Source organism: Streptomyces sp. NPDC059008 (assembly GCF_042749045.1).
GTDB lineage: Bacteria > Actinomycetota > Actinomycetes > Streptomycetales > Streptomycetaceae > Streptomyces.
On the sequence record NZ_JBHYJC010000057.1, the window covers coordinates 20245 to 38229 of the forward strand.

Sequence of the window (17985 nt, forward strand, 5' to 3'; positions counted from 1 at the left end):
ACCGCAGCAAAGCGCAGCGAAAGGGCCGCAGGCGAAAACGAGCGAAACCCCCACGGAGGGAAAGCCGAAAACGTGCGGCGCCCTACCCCCGGTAAATCGCCTCGATCTCCTCCGCGAAGTCCTTCGCCACCACATTCCGCTTCAGCTTCAGCGACGGGGTGACATGGCCGGACTCCTCGGTGAACTGGGTCGGCAGGATGCGGAACTTGCGGACCGACTCGGCCTTGGAGACGGCCGCGTTGCCGTCGTCGACGGCGCGCTGGACGGCGGCCAGCAGCTCCGGGTCCTTGGCGATCTGCGACGGCGTGATGTCGGCGGGGTGGCCGTGCTCCTCGGCCCAGCGGGGGAGGAACTCCTCGTCGAGGGTGACCAGCGCGCCGATGAAGGGCCGGCCGTCGCCGACGACCATGCACTCCGCGATCAGGGCGTGTGCCCGGATACGGTCCTCGATCACGGCCGGGGCGACGTTCTTGCCGCCGGCGGTGACCAGTATTTCCTTCTTGCGGCCGGTGATGGCGAGGTAGCCGTCCTCGTCGAGGGTGCCGATGTCGCCGGTGTGGAACCAGCCGTCGGAGAGCGCCTCTTCGGTGGCCGAGGGGTTGTTCCAGTACTCGGTGAAGAGGTGTTCGCCGTGCAGCAGGACCTCGCCGTCGTCGGCGATGCGCACGACCGAGCCGGGCAGGGGCTGGCCGACGGTGCCGATCTTCTGGCGGTCCCAGGGGTTGAAGGCGGTGGCCGCACAGGACTCCGTCAGGCCGTAGCCCTCCAGGGCGGTGAAGCCGATGCCGCGGTAGAAGTGGCCGAGGCGCTCACCGAGCGGTGCGCCGCCGGAGATGGCGTGGGTGGCGCGGCCGCCGAGGACGGCCCGCAGCTTGCCGAAGACCAGCCGGTCGAAGACCTTGTACTTCAGCTTCAGGCCCAGCGCCGGGCCGGCGGGGGTGTCCAGGGCGCGGCTGTAGGCGATCGCCGTCTCCGCGGCCTTGTCGAAGATCTTGCCCTTGCCGTCGGCCTGCGCCTTGGCCCGCGCCGAGTTGTAGACCTTCTCGAAGACCCGCGGGACGCCCAGGATCAGCGTCGGCCGGAAGGAGGCCAGGTCGTCGGTGAGGTTCTTGATGTCGGGGGCGTGGCCCAGCTTGATGGGGGCCATCACGGAGGCGACCTGCACCAGGCGCCCGAAGACATGGGCGATGGGCAGGAAGAGCAGGACGGAGGAGTGGCCGGTGTTGAACAGCGGCCGCAGTCGCTCGACGACGTTGCCGCACTCGGCGAAGAAGCTGCGGTGGCTGAGCACACAGCCCTTGGGGCGGCCGGTGGTGCCGGAGGTGTAGACGATGGTGGCGGGCGAGTCCGCGTCGGCGAGGGCGCTGCGCGCGTCCACCTCGTCGTCGGACAGCTCGGAGCCGGCGGCCTGCAGCCGGGCGATGGCGTCCCGCTCGATCTGCCAGATGTTCGCCAGCTCGGGCAGCCGGTCGCGGACCGACTCGACGGCCGCCTCGTGGGCGGGCGTCTCCACCAGGCAGGCCACCGCGCCGGAGTCGCCGAGGATCCACTGGATCTGCTCGGCGGAGCTCGTCTCGTACACGGGGACGGTGATGGCGCCGGCGCTCCAGATGGCGAAGTCCAGCAGCGTCCACTCGTAGCGGGTGCGCGACATCAGACCGACCCGGTCGCCGGGCTGGACTCCGGAGGCGATCAGGCCCTTGGCGGCGGCGCGGACCTCGGCGAGGAAGGTGACGGCGGTGACGTCCTGCCACTGCCCGTTCACCTTGCGTCCCATGACGGCAACGTCCGGGTGCTGCGCGGCATTTCGGCGGATGAGATCCGTCAGGTTGCCGTCCGCGGGGACCTCGTACAGGGCCGGAAGGCTGAACTCGCGCAAGACTGTTGCTCCTCAAAAGCGCCGGCGCCACGACGCTGTGTGCACACCGGCGGCGGTCCATGATCAAGCAAGGGGGATTGGACTGCCCGGACGTTACCCATGGGTATTGCTTTTGGGATAGGGGGGAACGGCCAGATGTTTCATGCGTCACACGCTTGCGGAAACGCCATGGGGACTGTCCCGCGCAGACTAGACCAGCCGGTCGGTGACCCGAAAGTAACCACTCATCGGTCGCACCGCACGGGGGGCTCTCCCGAAGCCCGCACCCGCGATCTAGGGTGACGCCATGCGCGTGCATGTGGTCAGTGACGTACATGGCAACAGTCGGGACCTGGCGGCGGCCGGGACCGGCGCCGACGCCCTGGTCTGCCTCGGTGACCTGGTCCTCTTCCTCGACTACGCCGACCACTCGCGCGGCATCTTCCCCGACCTCTTCGGCGTCGCCAACGCCAGCGCGCTCGTCGAACTGCGCACCGCCCGGCGCTTCGACGAGGCCCGCGCACTCGGCCGCCGGCTGTGGAGTGAGCTGGACCGGACGGGCGGCGGCCGCGAGGCCGTCATCGAGACCGCGGTCCGCCGGCAGTACGCCGAACTCTTCGCGGCCTTCCCGACCCCCACGTACGCCACCTACGGCAATGTCGACATGCCGCGCCTGTGGCCCGAATACGCCGGGCCCGGCACCACCGTCCTGGACGGGCAGCGGGTGGAGATCGGCGGCCGGGTCTTCGGCTTCGTCGGCGGCGGGCTGACCACCCCCATGCGGACGCCCTACGAGATCAGTGACGAGGAGTACGCCGCCAAGATCGAGGCGGTCGGCGAGGTGGACGTGCTGTGCACCCACATCCCGCCGGACGTCCCCGAACTCTGCTACGACACCGTCGCCCGCCGCTTCGAGCGCGGCAGCGCGGCCCTGCTGCACGCCATCCGCACCACCCGGCCGCGGTACTCCCTCTTCGGCCACGTACACCAGCCGCTCGCCCGCCGGATCCGTATCGGGGGCACCGAATGCGTCAATGTCGGCCACTTCAACGCGACCGGAACGCCCTACGTCCTGGAGTGGTGAGCCCGGCCGCGTCCACCGCCCATCGCCCGCGCGGTAGCCTTCAGCAGCAGAGACGCCATATTGCGGACACCGCGCAATGGGGTCTCCCTCGCTCCAGCGAAGCTGAGAGCTCGGGGAAAACGTCGGCGGACCGGCACGAATCGGCATGGAGGAGTCACGGCGATGGCCGAACACACCAGCTCTAGCATCACGATCGAGGCGGCACCCGCCGAGGTGATGGGAGTGATCGCCGACTTTGACCGCTATCCGGAGTGGACCGGCGAGGTCCAGAAGGCCGAGGTGCTCGCCAAGGACGACCAGGGCCGCGCGGCGCAGGTGCGCCTCCTGCTGGACGCCGGGGCGATCAAGGACGACCACACCCTCGCCTACACCTGGACCGGCGCCAACGAGGTCAGCTGGTCCCTGGTCAAGTCCCAGATGCTGCGCGCCCTCGACGGCTCCTACCGTCTCGCGGCACTGAACGACGGCAAGAGCACCGAGGTGACCTACCAGCTCACCGTCGACGTCAAGATCCCGATGCTCGGCATGATCAAGCGCAAGGCCGAGAAGGTCATCATCGACCGCGCGCTGGCCGGGCTGAAGAAGCGCGTCGAGAGCGGCCCCGACGCCGGGCCCGCCGACCAGGCCGAGTCCGCCGACGAGGCCAAGAAGCTCTGAGCGTGCGCATCGTCCTCGTCACCGGCCCCGGCGGCGCCGGCCGCACCACGCTCGCCGCCGCGACCGCCCTGGCCGGCGCCCGGCGGGGCGCGCGGGCGCTGCTGCTCACCACGGACAGCAGCGCGCCGGAAACGGTGCTGGGCACCCCCCTCGGAGCCGACGCCCCCACCCCGATAGCGCCCGGCCTGCACGCCCGCCGGATCGACCCCGCGGACCGCTTCCGCCAGGAGTTCCTCGCCTTCCAGGAGCGCGCCGGCGTCGCCCTCGACCTCCTGGGCGCCGCCCCCCTCGACGAGGACGAACTCACCGAACTCCCCGGCTCCGAGGACTTCGCGCTGCTGCACGCGCTGCGCGCCGAACACGCCTCGGACGACTGGGACATCGTCGTCGTCGACATGCCCTCGGCTGCCGAAACGATCCGGCTGCTGGCCCTGCCGAACCAGGTACGCCGCTACCTGCGCCGGCTGCTGCCCCCCGAGCGCCAGGCGGCCCGCGCGCTACGCCCGGTGCTCGCCCAGCTCGCCGGCGTCCCGATGCCGGCCCAGAAGCTGTACGAGGCCGCCGAGCGCTGGGAGAACGAACTCGCCGCCGTCCAGCGGGCGATCGACGACCCCGGCACGTCCGTACGCCTGGTCACCGAGGCCGGCCCGGTCGCCGCGGCCAACCTGCGCACCATCCGCGCCGGACTCGCGCTGCACGGCCGGCGCACCGACGGCGTGGTCGTCAACCGGCTGCTGCCCACCGGCTCCGCCGACCCCTTCCTCTCCGCGCTCTCCGGCAGCCAGCAGACCGCCCTCAAGGCGCTGCGCGAGGAGTTCCCGGACGTGCCCGTCCACGAGGTGCCGCACCTGGGCCGCGACCCCCAGGGCGTCGAGGAGCTCGACGAGCTGATCGACGGGCCGGCCGGTGAACTCGGCGACACCCACCCCGAGCCGGAGCCGCGCACCGACCCGTGGACCGTCGACGACCGCCTGGCCACCGACGGCATCCTGGTCTGGCGGGTGCCGCTGCCCGGCGCCGAGCGCAGGGGACTGGGCCTGGTCCGCCGCGGCGACGAGATCGTGGTGACGGTCGGCCGCTTCCGCCGGATCCGTACGCTCCCCTCCGCGCTGCGCCGCTGCACCGTCTCGGGCGCCGGACTGCGCGACGGCGTCCTGGAGATCCGCTTCAGCCCGGATCCGGACCTGTGGCCCAAGAACGACTGAAGCGCGGGGTGCGGGCCGGCGCCTCGTCCGGCCCGACCCGTGCGACTTGCCCCACCCCGATACCACCGTTCGGGTAACGTCGAGGGTGAGCCGCCGCATCGGCGTGCCCGCCTCGACGTGCCGTGTCCCGACGGGCCCGCCCGCACCCCTTCGCCGTACCGCCTCGCCGCAGCAGTCCACGGAGTTCAACATGAGCGATGCCACCGAGCGCCCCGCCGACCGCAAGGCCGAGCCCGACGCCGACGCCTGGGAGACCGCCTGCGCCGAGGACCTCGCGGCCGAGCAGGCCCGCCGCCGGGCCACCTACGGTCCGCCGCCGGCCAGCGCCGCCGAGGAACTGCGCAAGCTCGCCGACGCGGTGACCGAGAAGCTCGCCGGCATCCAGCTGCCCGGCGCGCTCGGCGGGGTCGCCGCACAGAGCGCCGTCAGCCAGCTCCTCAAGCAGGCCAAGGCCGCCGTCGAGCCGGTCATCGAGCGCAACCCCGGCATCTTCGACCACCTCGCCGCGGCCGGCTCCGAACTGCTGGCCGCCTACCGCTCCGCCGTCGAGGGCAGCGAGCGCCGCTGGACCCGCGACGACGTCGACGACCGGCCCGAGGGCCGCCGCGGCGACGACCCGCGCGACGACGACGGCCCCACCGGCACCGAGCGAATCGATCTCGACTGATCCCGGCTCCGGTACGGTGGGTCCTGGCGGGGTTCGAGCGAAAAACTGAGGGACACATGGGACTCACCATCGGCGTCGACATCGGCGGCACGAAGATCGCGGCCGGCGTGGTCGACGAAGAGGGCTCGATCCTTGAGACGTGCACGGTGCCGACCCCGCAGGCCACCGACGCGCTGACCGAGGCGATCGCGGACGCGGTCCGCACAGTGGGCGCCGGCCACCGCATCGAGGCCGTCGGCATCGGCGCAGCCGGGTACGTCGACGAGAAGCGGGCCACGGTCCTGTTCGCACCGAACATCGACTGGCGCCACGAGCCGCTCAAGGACAAGGTCGAACAGCGCGTCGGCCTGCCCGTCGTCGTCGAGAACGACGCCAACGCCGCGGCCTGGGGCGAGTACAAGTTCGGCGCGGGCCAGGGCCACAGCGACGTCATCTGCATCACGCTCGGCACGGGCCTGGGCGGCGGCATCATCATCGGCAACAAGCTGCGCCGCGGCCGCTTCGGCGTCGCCGCCGAGTTCGGCCACATCAGGGTCGTGCCCGACGGCCTGCTGTGCGGCTGCGGCAGCCAGGGCTGCTGGGAGCAGTACGCCTCCGGCCGCGCCCTGCTGCGCTACGCCCGCCAGCGCGCCTTCGCCACCCCCGAGAACGCCCAGATCCTGCTGTCGCTCGGTGACGGCACCTCCGAGGGCATCGAGGGCCGGCACGTCAGCGAGGCGGCCCGCCAGGGCGACCCGGTGGCCATCGACTCCTTCCGCGAGCTGGCCCGCTGGGCCGGCGCCGGCCTGGCCGACCTCGCCTCGCTCTTCGACCCCTCCGCCTTCATCGTCGGCGGCGGCGTCTCCGACGAGGGCGAGCTGGTCCTCGAACCGATCCGCAAGTCCTTCCGCCGCTGGCTGGTCGGCAACCAGTACCGGCCGCACGCCCAGGTGCTCGCCGCGCAGCTCGGCGGCAAGGCCGGACTGGTCGGCGCGGCCGACCTGGCGCGCCAGGGCTGACGCGGAGAGTGGCTGAGCACCGCGGACTCCCCGCGTCCGGCACCGAGGAGGGCGCGGCGCTGGTCCGTGTGCTCAGCTACAACATCCGCTCGATGCGCGACGACCGGGCGGCGTTGGCCAGGGTCATCCGGGCCTGCGCCCCCGATCTCGTGCTGATCCAGGAGGCGCCGCGGTTCTTCCGCTGGCGCAAGGCCGCCGAGCGGCTGGCCCGCTCGGCGGGGCTGGTCTACGTCACCGGTGGCGGCACGACCGCCGGCCCGATGATCCTCGCCACCCTCCGCGCCCATGTGGAGCGTACGGAGGACGTCCTGCTGCCCCGCACCCCCGGGCTGCACCAGCGCGGCTTCGCCACCGCCGTGGTCCGCATCGGCCGCGCCCGGCTCGGCGTCCTCAGCTGCCATCTCAGCCTCGCCGACCGGGAGCGGTACGAGCAGGCCGGGCTGCTGCTGGAGCGGGTGGCGGGCCTCGGGGTGCCGCACGCGGTCGCCGGGGGCGATCTCAACGAGCGGCCGGAGGGCCGGAGCTTCCGGCGAGTGGCGGGCACGCTCACCGACGGCTGGGCGGCCAAGCCGTGGGGCGGGGAGTTCACCTCCACGCCCCGGGAGCCGCGGCAGCGCATCGACGCGGTGTTCACCAGCGACGGTGTCGAGGTGCTCGGCTGCGGAGTGCCCCGCGGCCTGCCCGGCCTGCGGGACGCGGACCTGCTGGCCGCCTCCGACCACCTGCCCGTCCTCGCGGCCCTGCGGGTACCGGCCGACGCCCCGAGGACACCCCGCTCTCCGAGCGCGTAGGGGAAGGGCCCCTGGTGCGCACCACTCGGTGCGCACCACCGGGTTCACACCACCGCGCCGCCGCCCGGCAGATGGTCGTCGTCCTCGTCGTCGTTCTTCATCCGCGCCACGAGCGTGGCGAATCCGCCCAGGAACCCGCCGATGCCCAGGACCGTGATCCACCAGGTCACGGGCTGCTGGAAGATCACCATGGCGACCAGGAGCAGCGGGCCGCCGAGTACGGCGAGCCAGGCGAACTTGGTGGTGGTGTCGGCCTTCGGCAGCGGAGGCGGCTCGGGCGGGGTGAAGTGGCCCTCGTCGCTCTCGTCGAAGTCGTCGTCGGACGCTTCGGTGGTGGACCAGTCGCGCGGGCCGACGCCCGGGGCGAAGACGACGAAGCTGCCGGGGCGCGGGGCGCCGCCCTCGCCGGCACCCTTGCCCGTGGCCCCGTCCGTGCGCGGCGGCTCCTCCGGAGAGTCCTCGGCGCCCTTGGGACCCGGGCCGTCCTTGCCGTCTTTGTCGTCCTTGTCGGCCGCGGTGTCTTCGGAGCCGGGGGCGTCCGCGGTGCCCGGGGCGTCCTTGGTGTCGCCGTCCGCCTCGGGGAACGACGGCTGCTCGCCGTAGCCCGCCACGATCTCGGCCCAGGCGGCCTCTTCGTCCAGCGGATCCCGGGGGTCGCGGGGGCTACGCTCCGCCACGGGCCGCCGTCCCCTCCTGTGCCGTGTCCGCCGTGTCCGCCCGCGCCTCGGGGGCGAGCCGGGAGATGAAGGCGAAGGTCTCCTCGCAGATCTGCTCCGCGTCGTGGTCGAGCGTGGCGACGTGGTAGCTGCGCTCCAGCAGGGTCTGGCGGACGTCCGTGGACGAGACCCGGGCGAGGATCCGCTCGGAGTCCACCGGAGGTACGACATGGTCCTGCGGGCTGGTCATCACCAGCAACGGCTGGGTGACGCCCGGGAGTTCGGAGTCCACCTGCTGGAAGAACAGGCGCAGCGAGTGCGCCGCGTGCAGCGGCACCCGGTCGTAGCCGACCTCCTCGACGCCGGGCTTGGCGATGTCGCTCGCGATGCCCTTGGTCGTCTGTACGAGGTGGCGCAGCACCGGCAGCAGCGGCCCGGCCGCGTCGTGCACCTTGTTGCCGGGGTTGACCACGGCCACTCCGCTGATCGCGGTGCCGTGCTTGGCGGCCAGCCGCAGCGCCAGCGCGCCGCCCATCGACAGGCCGCAGACGAAGACCTTGGCGCAGCGCTCGGTCAGCGCGCGCAGCTCGCGGTCGACCTCGGCGTACCAGTCCTGCCAGGTCGTGATCTGCAGGTCCTGCCACCGGGTGCCGTGACCGGGCAGCAGCGGCAGGGAGACGGTCAGCCCCTGGTCGGCCAGATATTCGGCCCAGGGGCGGACGGACTGGGGGGAGCCGGTGAAGCCGTGGCACACAAGGACGCCGACCTCTCCGCCGTCACGGCGGAACGGCTCGGCTCCGGGAAGGAACGGCACCGGGGGACTCCGATCGATGAGAGGGCCTGGCGAGTTACCTCAGGGTACGCAAAGTGACCGCGAGCGGGTAGGTCCGACGGCGCTCGCGGGCGGGTGAGGGGCCCGTACGCGGGCGTGCACCTGCCGTCGCGCACCTTCGCCGCCCCGTCGGGGCCAGCGTGTCACCGAGGCAGGTTAAGGTCTTTGCGTCACACACAGGAGGCAGTCGGTTGATCTACGGCGCAATGAAGTTTTCCATCGGCGGGTCGCTGAAGCTTGCCTTCAGGCCCTGGGTGGAAGGCATCGAGAACATTCCCGCCGAGGGTCCGGCGATCCTCGCGAGCAACCACCTGTCCTTCTCGGACTCCTTCTTCCTGCCCGCGGTGCTCGACCGCAAGGTCACCTTCATCGCGAAGTCCGAGTACTTCACCTCGCCCGGTGTGAAGGGCAAGCTGACCGCGGCGTTCTTCAAGGGCGTGGGCCAGCTGCCGGTCGACCGGTCGGGAGGCCGGGGCGCGGGCGAGGCGGCCATCAAGAGCGGCATCGAGGTGCTGGAGCGCGGTGAGCTGTTCGGCATCTACCCGGAGGGCACCCGCTCCCCGGACGGCCGGCTCTACCGCGGCAAGCCGGGCGGTCTGGCCCGTGTGGCGCTGGCCACCGGCGCGCCGGTCATCCCCGTGGCGATGATCGACACCGAGAAGGTGCAGCCTCCGGGCAAGATCGTGCCGAAGATGATCCGGCCCGGCATCCGTATCGGCAAGCCGCTGGACTTCACCCGCTATCAGGGCATGGAGGGCGACCGCTTCATCCTGCGGTCGGTCACCGACGAGGTCATGTACGAGATCATGAAGCTGTCGGGCCAGGAGTACGTCGACATCTACGCGACCGCCGCCAAGCGGCAGATCGCGGAGGCGGCCAAGGCCGTGGAGGCGAAGAAGAAGGCCGAGGCGGAGCAGGCCAAGAAGGCCGCCGCCGAATAGGCCGAAGTGACGGGCAGGGCCGAGGCCGGGCGCGGGTGCGTCCGGCGAGGGGTTGGGGGCCGGCAGTGACGGACGCGGGCATACGGACGGTGAGCGGCGGGACGACCGCCAGGCGCCACGGCAAGCACCCCAAGGTGGTGCGGATGTCCGTCGAGCTCCCGCTGTGGCGCGCGCTCACCGGCTACCGCGTCCTCACCCTCGTCTACACCCTGTGCCTGGTCGCGCTCTCGTACCGCAAGTACGAGCATCCGCTGGTCGCCGTCGCCTACATGGGCGCGCTCACCGTCTGGATGGCGCTGACCTGGCGGCGTACCACCTCCCCCGAGCGCTGCACCCGGCACTTCCTGATCGCCGACCTCGGCTTCGCGGTCGGCGGGATCCTGCTCACCCTGCTGGTCGACAGCCGCGCCCGGATCATGGACGGTGCGCCGACGCTGCCGTCCATCTGGGCGGCGGGCGCGGTCCTGGGCTTCGCGATCAAGGGCGGCTGGCGCTGGGCCGCGGTGGCCTCCAGCGCGGTGGCGGTCGCCAATCTGGTCGTGCGTCAGGAACTGGCCCGCGACACCATCCACAACGTGGTGCTGGTGTGGGTGGCCAGCGTCGCGATCGGCTATGTCGTCGAGGTGGCGCGCGCCAGTGAGCGCACGCTGGCCCGCGCGCTGCAGATCGAGGCCGCGACCCGTGAACGGGAGCGGCTGGCCCGCGACATCCACGACAGCGTGCTGCAGGTGCTGGCGATGGTGCAGCGGCGCGGCGCCGCGATCGGGGGGGAGGCGGCGGAGCTGGGCCGGATGGCGGGCGAACAGGAGGTCGCGCTGCGGACCCTGGTCGCCGGCGGGCTGGTGCCGTCGGCGCGGCCGGGCACCGCGCGGCCGGTGCCCCACGAGGCCGGCGGGGACGGCGAGGCGCGCTCCGTGCCGTACGAGGAGGGCGCGGCGGGCCGGGCAGCGGCGTCCAAGAGCGTGTCGTCACCGGCCGGCGGTGAGCCCTGCGACGTCCGGGCGCTGCTGGCGCCGCACGCCGGCGCCGGTGTCACGTTCTCCGAACCGGGCGCCCCGGTCAGCCTGCCGGCCGCCGCGGCGGCGGAGCTCGCGGCCGCTGTCAGTGCCGCGTTGGACAATGTGCGGGTGCATGCGGGGGCCGACGCCCACGCATGGATCCTGGTGGAGGACGAACCGCACGCGGTGATCGTGACGGTCCGCGACGACGGCCCCGGCATTCCCGAGGGCCGGCTCGCGGACGCCGAGCGCGAGGGCCGGCTGGGGGTGGCCCTGTCGATCCGCGGCCGGCTGCGGGATCTGGGCGGCAGCGCGGAGTGGGTCTCGGTCCCCGGCCAGGGTACGGAAGTGGAGTTGACGGTCCCCAAGGGCGCGGAGTCCGAGGGCGGAAGACGGGGGAAGGCGACGGCGTGAGTGAGCAGACGGGCCTGAGGGTCATGGTGGTCGACGACCACCCGATGTGGCGCGATGCGGTCGCGCGGGATCTGTCGGAGGCCGGCTTCGACGTGGTGGCGACGGCCGGCGACGGCCTCCAGGCGGTGCGCAGGGCGCAGGCCGCCTCGCCCGAGGTGCTGGTCCTGGACCTCAATCTGCCGGGGCTGCCCGGCGTGCGGGTGTGCAAGGAGCTGGTCGGCGCCAATCCGGCGCTGCGGGTCCTGGTGCTGTCCGCCAGCGGTGAGCACGCCGATGTGCTGGAGGCGGTCAAGTCCGGTGCGACCGGCTATCTGCTGAAGTCGGCGAGCACGGAGGAGCTGCTGGACGCGGTGCGGCGCACGGCCGCCGGCGACGCGGTGTTCACACCGGGCCTGGCCGGCCTGGTGCTCGGCGAGTACCGCAGGCTGGCGACGGAGCCCGCCCCGGCGACACCGGACGAGCCGGGCGCCCCGCAGTTGACCGAGCGCGAGACCGAGGTGCTGCGCCTGGTGGCCAAGGGGCTGTCCTACAAGCAGATCGCCGAGCGGCTGGTCATCTCGCACCGCACGGTGCAGAACCACGTCCAGAACACCCTCGGCAAGCTCCAGTTGCACAACCGCGTGGAGCTGGTGCGCTACGCGATAGAGCGCGGCCTCGACGAGGCGTGAGCGGGCGGAGCGCGGGTCCCCGGTCGCAGGCCCGGCGACGTGCGGGGGTTCCGGGGGAGTTTCGGTGCATGTGCCGGATTCCCGGGCCGGGGCCGGGCCGTGTCCCGGAGCGGTCCGCTCGTACGGGTGAACACCTCGCGTCAACTCCCCGGTAAATCACCGGAATCACCGTTTGTCCCATCCCAGAGTGACCCAGATCACCATTAGCGTGACCGGCGTCGGATCGACCATGGCCGTGCGCGGCCACTGAAACGGGATGTAGGTGATTGCAGCGATGCGGGTCGGAGTACTGACCGGTGGCGGCGACTGCCCGGGTCTGAACGCGGTGATCAGGGGCATCGTCCGCAAGGGCACCCAGGAGTACGGATATGACTTCGTCGGCTTCCGGGACGGCTGGCGCGGGCCTCTCGAAGGCGACACGCTGCCGCTGGACATCCCGGCGGTACGCGGCATTCTGCCCCGGGGAGGCACGATCCTCGGCTCCTCGCGGACCAACCCCTTCCAGCAGGACGACGGCGTCCGCCGGATCAAGGACAACCTCGCCAAGCACGAGATCGAGGCGCTGATCGCGATCGGCGGCGAGGACACCCTCGGCGTCGCGGCGCGGCTCTCCGACGAACACGCGATCCCCTGTGTCGGCGTCCCCAAGACCATCGACAACGACCTGTCGGCGACGGACTACACCTTCGGCTTCGACACCGCCGTCGGCGTCGCCACCGAAGCCATCGACCGGTTGCACACCACCGCCGAATCCCATATGCGCGTCCTGGTCGTCGAGGTGATGGGCCGGCACGCCGGCTGGATCGCGCTGCACTCCGGTCTGGCCGGCGGGGCGAACGTCATCCTCATCCCCGAGCAGCGCTTCGACATCGAGCAGGTCTGCCGGTGGATCGACTCCCGTTTCAAGGTGCGCTACGCCCCGATCGTGGTGGTCGCCGAGGGCGCCATGCCCAAGGACGGCCAGATGGTGCTCAAGGACGACTCCACCGACTCCTTCGGGCACGTCCGGCTGTCGGGCGTGGGGGAGTGGCTGGCCAAGGAGATCGAGGCGCGTACGGGCAAGGAGGCCCGTACGACGGTGCTCGGGCACACCCAGCGCGGCGGTACGCCCAGCGCCTTCGACCGCTGGCTGGCCACCCGCTTCGGGCTGCACGCCATCGACGCGGTGCGCGACGGCGACTTCGGCAAGATGGTCGCGCTGCGCGGCACGGACATCGTCCGGGTGCCGATCGCGGAGGCGACCGCGAAGCTCAAGACGGTCGATCCGGCGCGCTACGCCGAGGTCGGCGTGTTCTTCGGCTGAGGCCGGACGCTCCCGAACGGCCTGCCCTCGGTGCCCCCGTCCGCGCTCCGGGGGCACCGCCGGGCTATGGGTCGTATATTCGCTTACGCGGCATATGCACCGATGTGCGGCCCCTCGTCCCTCGGCGGGGCCGCTCACCGGCGGTGACACTGAACCGGCGGGAGAACCGGGAGAGCGCGTGGAGATCATCGCCTTCGGCGTACAGGTGGATGAGCGTCCGTTCCTGGAGCGGGCCTTCGCCGGCCACCACCAGATCCGCAGCCTGGACGTCTCCCTCAACCGCGACACCGCCCCCATCGCGCACGGCTACGAGATCGTCAGTACCCACGTCAACGCCGATCTGAGCGCCGACGTCCTGCAGACCCTCGCGGCCGGCGGGACGAAGATGGTCGCCCAGCGCTCCACGGGCTTCAACAACATCGATCTCCAGGCCGCGGCCGACCTCGGCATGAGCGTCGGCCGGGTCTCGGCCTACTCGCCGTACTCGGTCGCGGAATTCGCCTGGGCCCTCGCGCTGGCCGTCGACCGGCGGCTGATGCGGGCCGGCCACCGCACCCGCAACTTCGACTTCCGGCTGGACGGCCTGATGGGCCGCGATCTGCGCGGACGCACGGCGGGCGTGCTCGGCACCGGCAGGATCGGCGAGGCGTTCACCCGGATCGCCCATGGCTTCGGGATGCACCTGCTGGGCTGGGACATCGCCGAGAATCCGCGCTGTGTCGAGCTGGGCATGAAGTACGTCGCATCGGAGCGGCTGTTCGCCGAGGCCGACCTGATCACGCTGCACCTCCCGCTGGTGCCGGACACCCGGCACTTCATCGACGCCGCCGCGCTGGCCGCCATGAAGGACGACGCGATCCTGATCAACTCCAGCCGCGGCGGGCTCGTCGACACCGCCGCCCTCGTCGACACGCTCAAGGCGGGCCGGCTCACCGGCGTCGGCCTGGACGTCTACGAGGAGGAGGCCGGGATCTTCTCCTTCGACAAGTCCCTGGACGTCATCGACGACGACACCCTCGCCCGCCTGATGACCTTCGGCAACGTACTGGTCACCGCGCACCAGGCGTACTTCACCCAGGAGGCGGTCGGCCAGATCATCGAGGCCACCGTGGCCAACGTCGAGGACTATCTGACCGGCCGCACCAACGAGAACATGCTGGTCACACGAGGACAGCTGCCAGCAGCTGCGCGGTGACCGCGGCGCCGTCCAGCGTCAGCACCGACTCGGGGTGGAACTGCACCCCCGCGAAGCCCGGCCCGCGCAGCGCATGCACCTCGCCGGTCTCCGCGTCCCGGCTCAACTCGACGCGGTGCATGGCCAGTTCGGCCTCCGTGCGGTCGTCGCAGCGGGCCGTGAAGGTGTTGTAGAAGCCGACCGTCTCCTGGCGCCCGAAGAAGTCGATCCGCTCCTGTGCGCCCTGGTAGGGCACCTCCTTGCGGACGATGTCCAACCCCAGCTCCGCGGCGAGCAGTTCATGCCCCAGGCACACGCCCAGCAGACCGTGGCGGTGCTCGGCGACCAGCTCGGCGGTCAGGGAGCGCAGAAAGCGCATCTTGGGGTCGGCGGCGTCGGACGGATCGCCCGGCCCGGGGCCCAGCACGACGGGGCCCTGGTGCGCGCGGGCCGCCTCGCGCAGCCCCGGCTCGTCGAAGCGGCGCACCGTCACGGTCAGCCCCGAGGTGCGCAGCAGATGCGCGAGCATCGCGGTGAAGGTGTCCTCCGCGTCGACGACCAGGGCGTGCCCGCTGAGCTCGGCGGTCGGCGCGGTGGTCTGCATCCGCAGCCAGAACGGCGCGAGGTCGGCGCGGCGGGCGTCCAGCGCGGCCCGCACCCGCGGGTCGTCGGCCAGCCGCGGTGCCGGGCCCCCGGCGGCCGGGTGCGCCGGTGCCGCGCGGACCCCCAGCGCGGTGAGCACGCCCGCCGCCTTGGCGTGGGTCTCGGCGACCTCGCCGTACGGGTCGGAGGCGCGCACCAGGGTCGCACCAACCGGTACCCGCAGCCGGCCTGCCCCACTCTCGGCTTCGCTCGAGCGGGAGGTGCCCCCAACGACGATGTCGGCGGTACGGATCAGGATCGGCGAGTCCAGCGTCTGCGCGCCCCCGGCGTCCCGGCCGAGCAGCGCCAGCGCGCCCGCGTAGTAGCCGCGACCGTGCCCGTCCGGCCCCACCGGCTCGTGCCGCTCGATGACCCGGCAGGCGTTCTGCACCGGCGACCCGGTGACCGTCGCCGCGAACATCGTCTCCTTGAGCACCTCGCGCACATCAAGGGTGGAGCGGCCGCGCAGCTCGTACTCGGTGTGCGCGAGGTGCGCCATCTCCTTGAGGCGGGGCCCGATCACCACCCCGCCCCGGTCGCCGACGGTGCACATCATCTTCAGTTCCTCGTCCACCACCATCGACAGCTCCTCGACCTCCTTGCGGTCGCCGAGGAACGCCAGCAGGCTCTCGGGGGTGGGGCCGCCGGCCGGGTAGCGGTAGGTGCCGCTGATCGGGTTCATCACGACCGTGCCTCCGCTCATCCGGACATGCACCTCGGGGCTGGCGCCGACCAGGGTGCGCACTCCGGGGCGGTGCACGACGTACGTCCAGTACGCGCCGCGCTCGCCGGCCAGCAGCCGCCGGAACAGCGCCAGCGCGTCGGCGGCCGAGAAGTCCGCGAGGGTGCCCTCGAACGTCCGGCGGATGACGAAGTTCGCCCCCTCGCCGGTGCCGATCTCGTCCCGCACCACCCGCTCGACGATCTCGGCGTACGCGTCGTCGTCCACGTCGAACGCCCCGTCCGTCACCCGCACGTCGTGCGCAGGCAGCGCCGCCAGCACCTCCTCCAGGGGCAGCTCGTGGCTCTCGTGGGGGCGCAGCACCGCCAGCGGGGTGCCGTCGTCGTGGGCCCGGAAGCCGCGCTCGCGGATCTGCCGGAACGGGATCAGCGCCAGCGCGTCGATGACCGGCTCCTGGGACGGCGTCTCAGCCAGTGGGATGTCGGCCAGCCGCGCGACCTCGGTCACCTCGCCGATCAGCACCTCGACGATGGGGGCACCTCCCGGTCGAGCGAAGCCGAGAGTGGGGGAGGCCGCCTCCCGGCCGGGGGACCGGCGGCGCAGCAGGGCGAACGGCGGGCAGGCGGGGTCGAGCAGCCGCTGGACGAGCGCGGCGGCGTCGCCGCGGGCGGGGCGGGATGCGCGGTGCATGGCGGGTCCTTCCGGAAAGGGCCGGGAAGAGCCGGGAGGAGGAAGGGCCGCCGGAAACGCCGAAGGCCGCCCTCGGGCGGCCTTCGCGAAGTCTGGGATGTGCGCGCGAATCAGTGGGCCGCCGGATGAGCGGTCCACCACCAGTCCTGGTTCATGAACGGTCGCGTGTACACGGGGGGCACCCTACCGGACCGTCCGAGTGCGGTGCGTCTCAAAGTCCGGATGGCGGACGGACAGCTCTTCGGGACCCCGTAATGTGGGGCATGTGACCGTGAACGCTGAAACCCACGCCGGTGGCAACACCTGGCGAGACCTGCCCGCGGCGCAGCAGCCTGACTGGCCGGACCAAGAGGCTCTGCGCGATGTGATCGCGGAGCTCGAGTCCTATCCGCCGCTCGTCTTCGCGGGCGAGTGCGACCAGCTGCGCGAGCGCCTGGGAGCGGTCGCCCGTGGTGAGGCGTTCCTGCTTCAGGGCGGCGACTGTGCGGAGGCCTTCGACGCCGTATCCGCCGAGCACATCCGCAACAAGCTCAAGACGCTCCTGCAGATGGGCGCCGTCCTCACCTACGCCGGGTCCGTCCCGGTGGTCAAGGTCGGCCGGATCGCCGGCCAGTACAGCAAGCCGCGCTCCAAGCCCACCGAGACCCGCGACGGGGTGACCCTGCCGACGTACCGCGGCGACTCCGTCAACGGCTTCGAGTTCACCGCCGAGGCCCGCATTCCGGACCCGCAGCGGCTGAAGCGGATGTACAACGCCTCCGCGGCGACCCTCAACCTCGTGCGCGCCTTCACCACCGGCGGCTACGCCGACCTGCGGCAGGTGCACGCCTGGAACCAGGACTTCGTGAAGTCCTCGCCCTCCGGGCAGCGCTACGAGGCGCTGGCCCGCGAGATCGACCGTGCGCTGAACTTCATGAACGCCTGCGGGGTGGACCCGGAGGAGTTCAAGACGGTGGAGTTCTTCTCCTCGCACGAGGCGCTGGTCCTCGACTACGAGTCGGCGCTGACCCGCGTCGACTCGCGCACCGGCAACCTCTACGACGTCTCCGGCCACATGGTCTGGATCGGCGAGCGCACCCGTCAGCTGGACGGTGCGCACATCGAGTTCGCCTCGCGCATCCGCAACCCGATCGGCGTCAAGCTCGGCCCGACGACCACGCCGCAGGACGCGCTCACGCTCATCGAGCGCCTCGACCCGGAGCGTGAGCCGGGCCGGCTGACCTTCATCACCCGCATGGGAGCGGACAAGGTCCGCGACAAGCTCCCCGAGCTGGTCGACAAGGTCACCGCCTCCGGCGCGCAGGTCGCCTGGATCTGCGACCCGATGCACGGCAACACCTTCGAGGCGGCCTCCGGTCACAAGACCCGGCGCTTCGACGACGTGCTGGACGAGGTCAAGGGCTTCTTCGAGGTCCACAAGAGCCTCGGCACGCACCCGGGCGGCATCCACGTCGAGCTGACCGGTGACGACGTCACCGAGTGCGTGGGCGGCGGCGACGAGATCTTCGTCGACGATCTGCACCAGCGCTACGAGACCGCCTGCGACCCGCGGCTCAACCGCAGCCAGTCGCTGGACCTGGCGTTCCTGGTGGCGGAGATGTACCGCGATCAGTAAGCGGTGAAATGCACGGAAGTGGGGGGGGGGGGGGGGGGGGGGCGGGCCCCCCCCCCCCCGACGAAGGCACAAAAAAAAACACCCCACAAACCCACAAAGCGAAAGAAGGG

The 17985-nt window shown here is 71.9% G+C and carries 16 protein-coding genes; 12 read left to right on the forward strand and 4 right to left on the reverse strand.

Annotated features, from left to right (window positions below):
• Nucleotides 1-82 precede the first annotated feature (82 nt).
• Nucleotides 83-1879, reverse strand: a complete 1797-nt coding sequence (locus ACFWZH_RS35455; RefSeq protein WP_384441122.1) for an AMP-dependent synthetase/ligase — start codon at nucleotides 1877-1879, stop codon at nucleotides 83-85.
• Nucleotides 1880-2165: 286 nt separating this feature from the next.
• On the opposite strand from ACFWZH_RS35455, the gene ACFWZH_RS35460 reads away from it, so the two are divergent.
• The 6 genes from ACFWZH_RS35460 (at nucleotide 2166) to ACFWZH_RS35485 (ending at nucleotide 7260) form a co-directional block, all read left to right on the forward strand.
• Nucleotides 2166-2942 carry a metallophosphoesterase gene (locus tag ACFWZH_RS35460; protein WP_384441125.1) on the forward strand — a complete coding sequence of 259 codons (777 nt, stop codon included), beginning with the start codon at nucleotides 2166-2168 and terminating at the stop codon, nucleotides 2940-2942.
• Between the two features lie 162 nt (nucleotides 2943-3104).
• Nucleotides 3105-3599: an SRPBCC family protein gene (locus tag ACFWZH_RS35465; RefSeq protein ID WP_384441128.1), complete on the forward strand. Its 495-nt coding sequence runs from the start codon at nucleotides 3105-3107 to the stop codon at nucleotides 3597-3599.
• Nucleotides 3600-3601: 2 nt separating this feature from the next.
• Nucleotides 3602-4804 (forward strand): ArsA family ATPase, encoded by a 1203-nt coding sequence (locus ACFWZH_RS35470; protein WP_384441131.1) that lies wholly within the window; start codon nucleotides 3602-3604, stop codon nucleotides 4802-4804.
• 190 nt (nucleotides 4805-4994) lie between these two features.
• Nucleotides 4995-5471: a DUF5304 domain-containing protein gene (locus ACFWZH_RS35475; RefSeq protein ID WP_384441134.1), complete on the forward strand. Its 477-nt coding sequence runs from the start codon at nucleotides 4995-4997 to the stop codon at nucleotides 5469-5471.
• 56 nt (nucleotides 5472-5527) lie between these two features.
• Nucleotides 5528-6469 (forward strand): ROK family glucokinase, encoded by a 942-nt coding sequence (locus ACFWZH_RS35480; protein WP_384441137.1) that lies wholly within the window; start codon nucleotides 5528-5530, stop codon nucleotides 6467-6469.
• Nucleotides 6470-6477: 8 nt separating this feature from the next.
• Nucleotides 6478-7260, forward strand: coding sequence for an endonuclease/exonuclease/phosphatase family protein (locus ACFWZH_RS35485; protein ID WP_384441140.1), 783 nt, complete (start codon nucleotides 6478-6480; stop codon nucleotides 7258-7260).
• 44 nt (nucleotides 7261-7304) lie between these two features.
• On the opposite strand, the gene ACFWZH_RS35490 is transcribed toward ACFWZH_RS35485, so the two are convergent.
• A complete protein-coding gene (locus ACFWZH_RS35490) occupies nucleotides 7305-7937 on the reverse strand; it encodes a hypothetical protein (protein ID WP_384441143.1) in 633 nt (210 codons plus the stop codon).
• Nucleotides 7924-8730: an alpha/beta hydrolase gene (locus tag ACFWZH_RS35495; protein WP_384441146.1), complete on the reverse strand. Its 807-nt coding sequence runs from the start codon at nucleotides 8728-8730 to the stop codon at nucleotides 7924-7926. Before ACFWZH_RS35495 ends, ACFWZH_RS35490 begins: the two co-directional genes overlap by 14 nt.
• A gap of 224 nt (nucleotides 8731-8954) precedes the next feature.
• Here ACFWZH_RS35495 and ACFWZH_RS35500 point away from each other — a divergent pair, with 224 nt between their 5' ends.
• The 5 genes from ACFWZH_RS35500 (at nucleotide 8955) to ACFWZH_RS35520 (ending at nucleotide 14267) form a co-directional block, all read left to right on the forward strand.
• On the forward strand, nucleotides 8955-9689 hold the full coding sequence (locus ACFWZH_RS35500) for a lysophospholipid acyltransferase family protein (protein WP_384441149.1): 735 nt from the start codon (nucleotides 8955-8957) through the stop codon (nucleotides 9687-9689).
• Nucleotides 9690-9832: 143 nt separating this feature from the next.
• Nucleotides 9833-11101, forward strand: coding sequence for a MacS family sensor histidine kinase (gene macS / locus ACFWZH_RS35505; protein WP_384441152.1), 1269 nt, complete (start codon nucleotides 9833-9835; stop codon nucleotides 11099-11101).
• Nucleotides 11098-11769 carry a response regulator gene (locus tag ACFWZH_RS35510; protein ID WP_384441155.1) on the forward strand — a complete coding sequence of 224 codons (672 nt, stop codon included), beginning with the start codon at nucleotides 11098-11100 and terminating at the stop codon, nucleotides 11767-11769. The genes macS and ACFWZH_RS35510 overlap by 4 nt, the downstream gene beginning before the upstream one ends.
• Nucleotides 11770-12043: 274 nt before the next feature.
• Complete coding sequence (locus tag ACFWZH_RS35515; RefSeq protein ID WP_384441158.1) at nucleotides 12044-13072, forward strand: 6-phosphofructokinase; 1029 nt, start codon at nucleotides 12044-12046, stop codon at nucleotides 13070-13072.
• A gap of 178 nt (nucleotides 13073-13250) precedes the next feature.
• Nucleotides 13251-14267, forward strand: coding sequence for a 2-hydroxyacid dehydrogenase (locus tag ACFWZH_RS35520; RefSeq protein WP_384441161.1), 1017 nt, complete (start codon nucleotides 13251-13253; stop codon nucleotides 14265-14267).
• Here the strand turns inward: ACFWZH_RS35520 and ACFWZH_RS35525 are convergent.
• Nucleotides 14233-16260, reverse strand: coding sequence for an anthranilate synthase family protein (locus ACFWZH_RS35525; RefSeq protein WP_384441164.1), 2028 nt, complete (start codon nucleotides 16258-16260; stop codon nucleotides 14233-14235). The two genes, ACFWZH_RS35520 and ACFWZH_RS35525, sit on opposite strands and share 35 nt — an antisense overlap.
• 265 nt (nucleotides 16261-16525) lie before the next feature.
• Here ACFWZH_RS35525 and ACFWZH_RS35530 point away from each other — a divergent pair, with 265 nt between their 5' ends.
• Nucleotides 16526-17875 (forward strand): class II 3-deoxy-7-phosphoheptulonate synthase, encoded by a 1350-nt coding sequence (locus tag ACFWZH_RS35530; protein ID WP_384441167.1) that lies wholly within the window; start codon nucleotides 16526-16528, stop codon nucleotides 17873-17875.
• Nucleotides 17876-17985 lie beyond the last annotated feature (110 nt).

Excerpts from the sequence above, each read along its gene's own strand:
- ACFWZH_RS35460 (WP_384441125.1), top strand. The coding sequence starts at position 2,166 with ATGCGCGTGCATGTGGTCAGTGACGTACATGGCAACAGTCGGGACCTG.
- macS (WP_384441152.1), top strand. The coding sequence starts at position 9,833 with ATGTCCGTCGAGCTCCCGCTGTGGCGCGCGCTCACCGGCTACCGCGTC.
- ACFWZH_RS35525 (WP_384441164.1), bottom strand. The coding sequence starts at position 16,260 with ATGCACCGCGCATCCCGCCCCGCCCGCGGCGACGCCGCCGCGCTCGTC.
- ACFWZH_RS35480 (WP_384441137.1), top strand. The coding sequence starts at position 5,528 with ATGGGACTCACCATCGGCGTCGACATCGGCGGCACGAAGATCGCGGCC.
- ACFWZH_RS35475 (WP_384441134.1), top strand. The coding sequence starts at position 4,995 with ATGAGCGATGCCACCGAGCGCCCCGCCGACCGCAAGGCCGAGCCCGAC.
- ACFWZH_RS35515 (WP_384441158.1), top strand. The coding sequence starts at position 12,044 with ATGCGGGTCGGAGTACTGACCGGTGGCGGCGACTGCCCGGGTCTGAAC.
- ACFWZH_RS35465 (WP_384441128.1), top strand. The coding sequence starts at position 3,105 with ATGGCCGAACACACCAGCTCTAGCATCACGATCGAGGCGGCACCCGCC.
- ACFWZH_RS35500 (WP_384441149.1), top strand. The coding sequence starts at position 8,955 with ATGAAGTTTTCCATCGGCGGGTCGCTGAAGCTTGCCTTCAGGCCCTGG.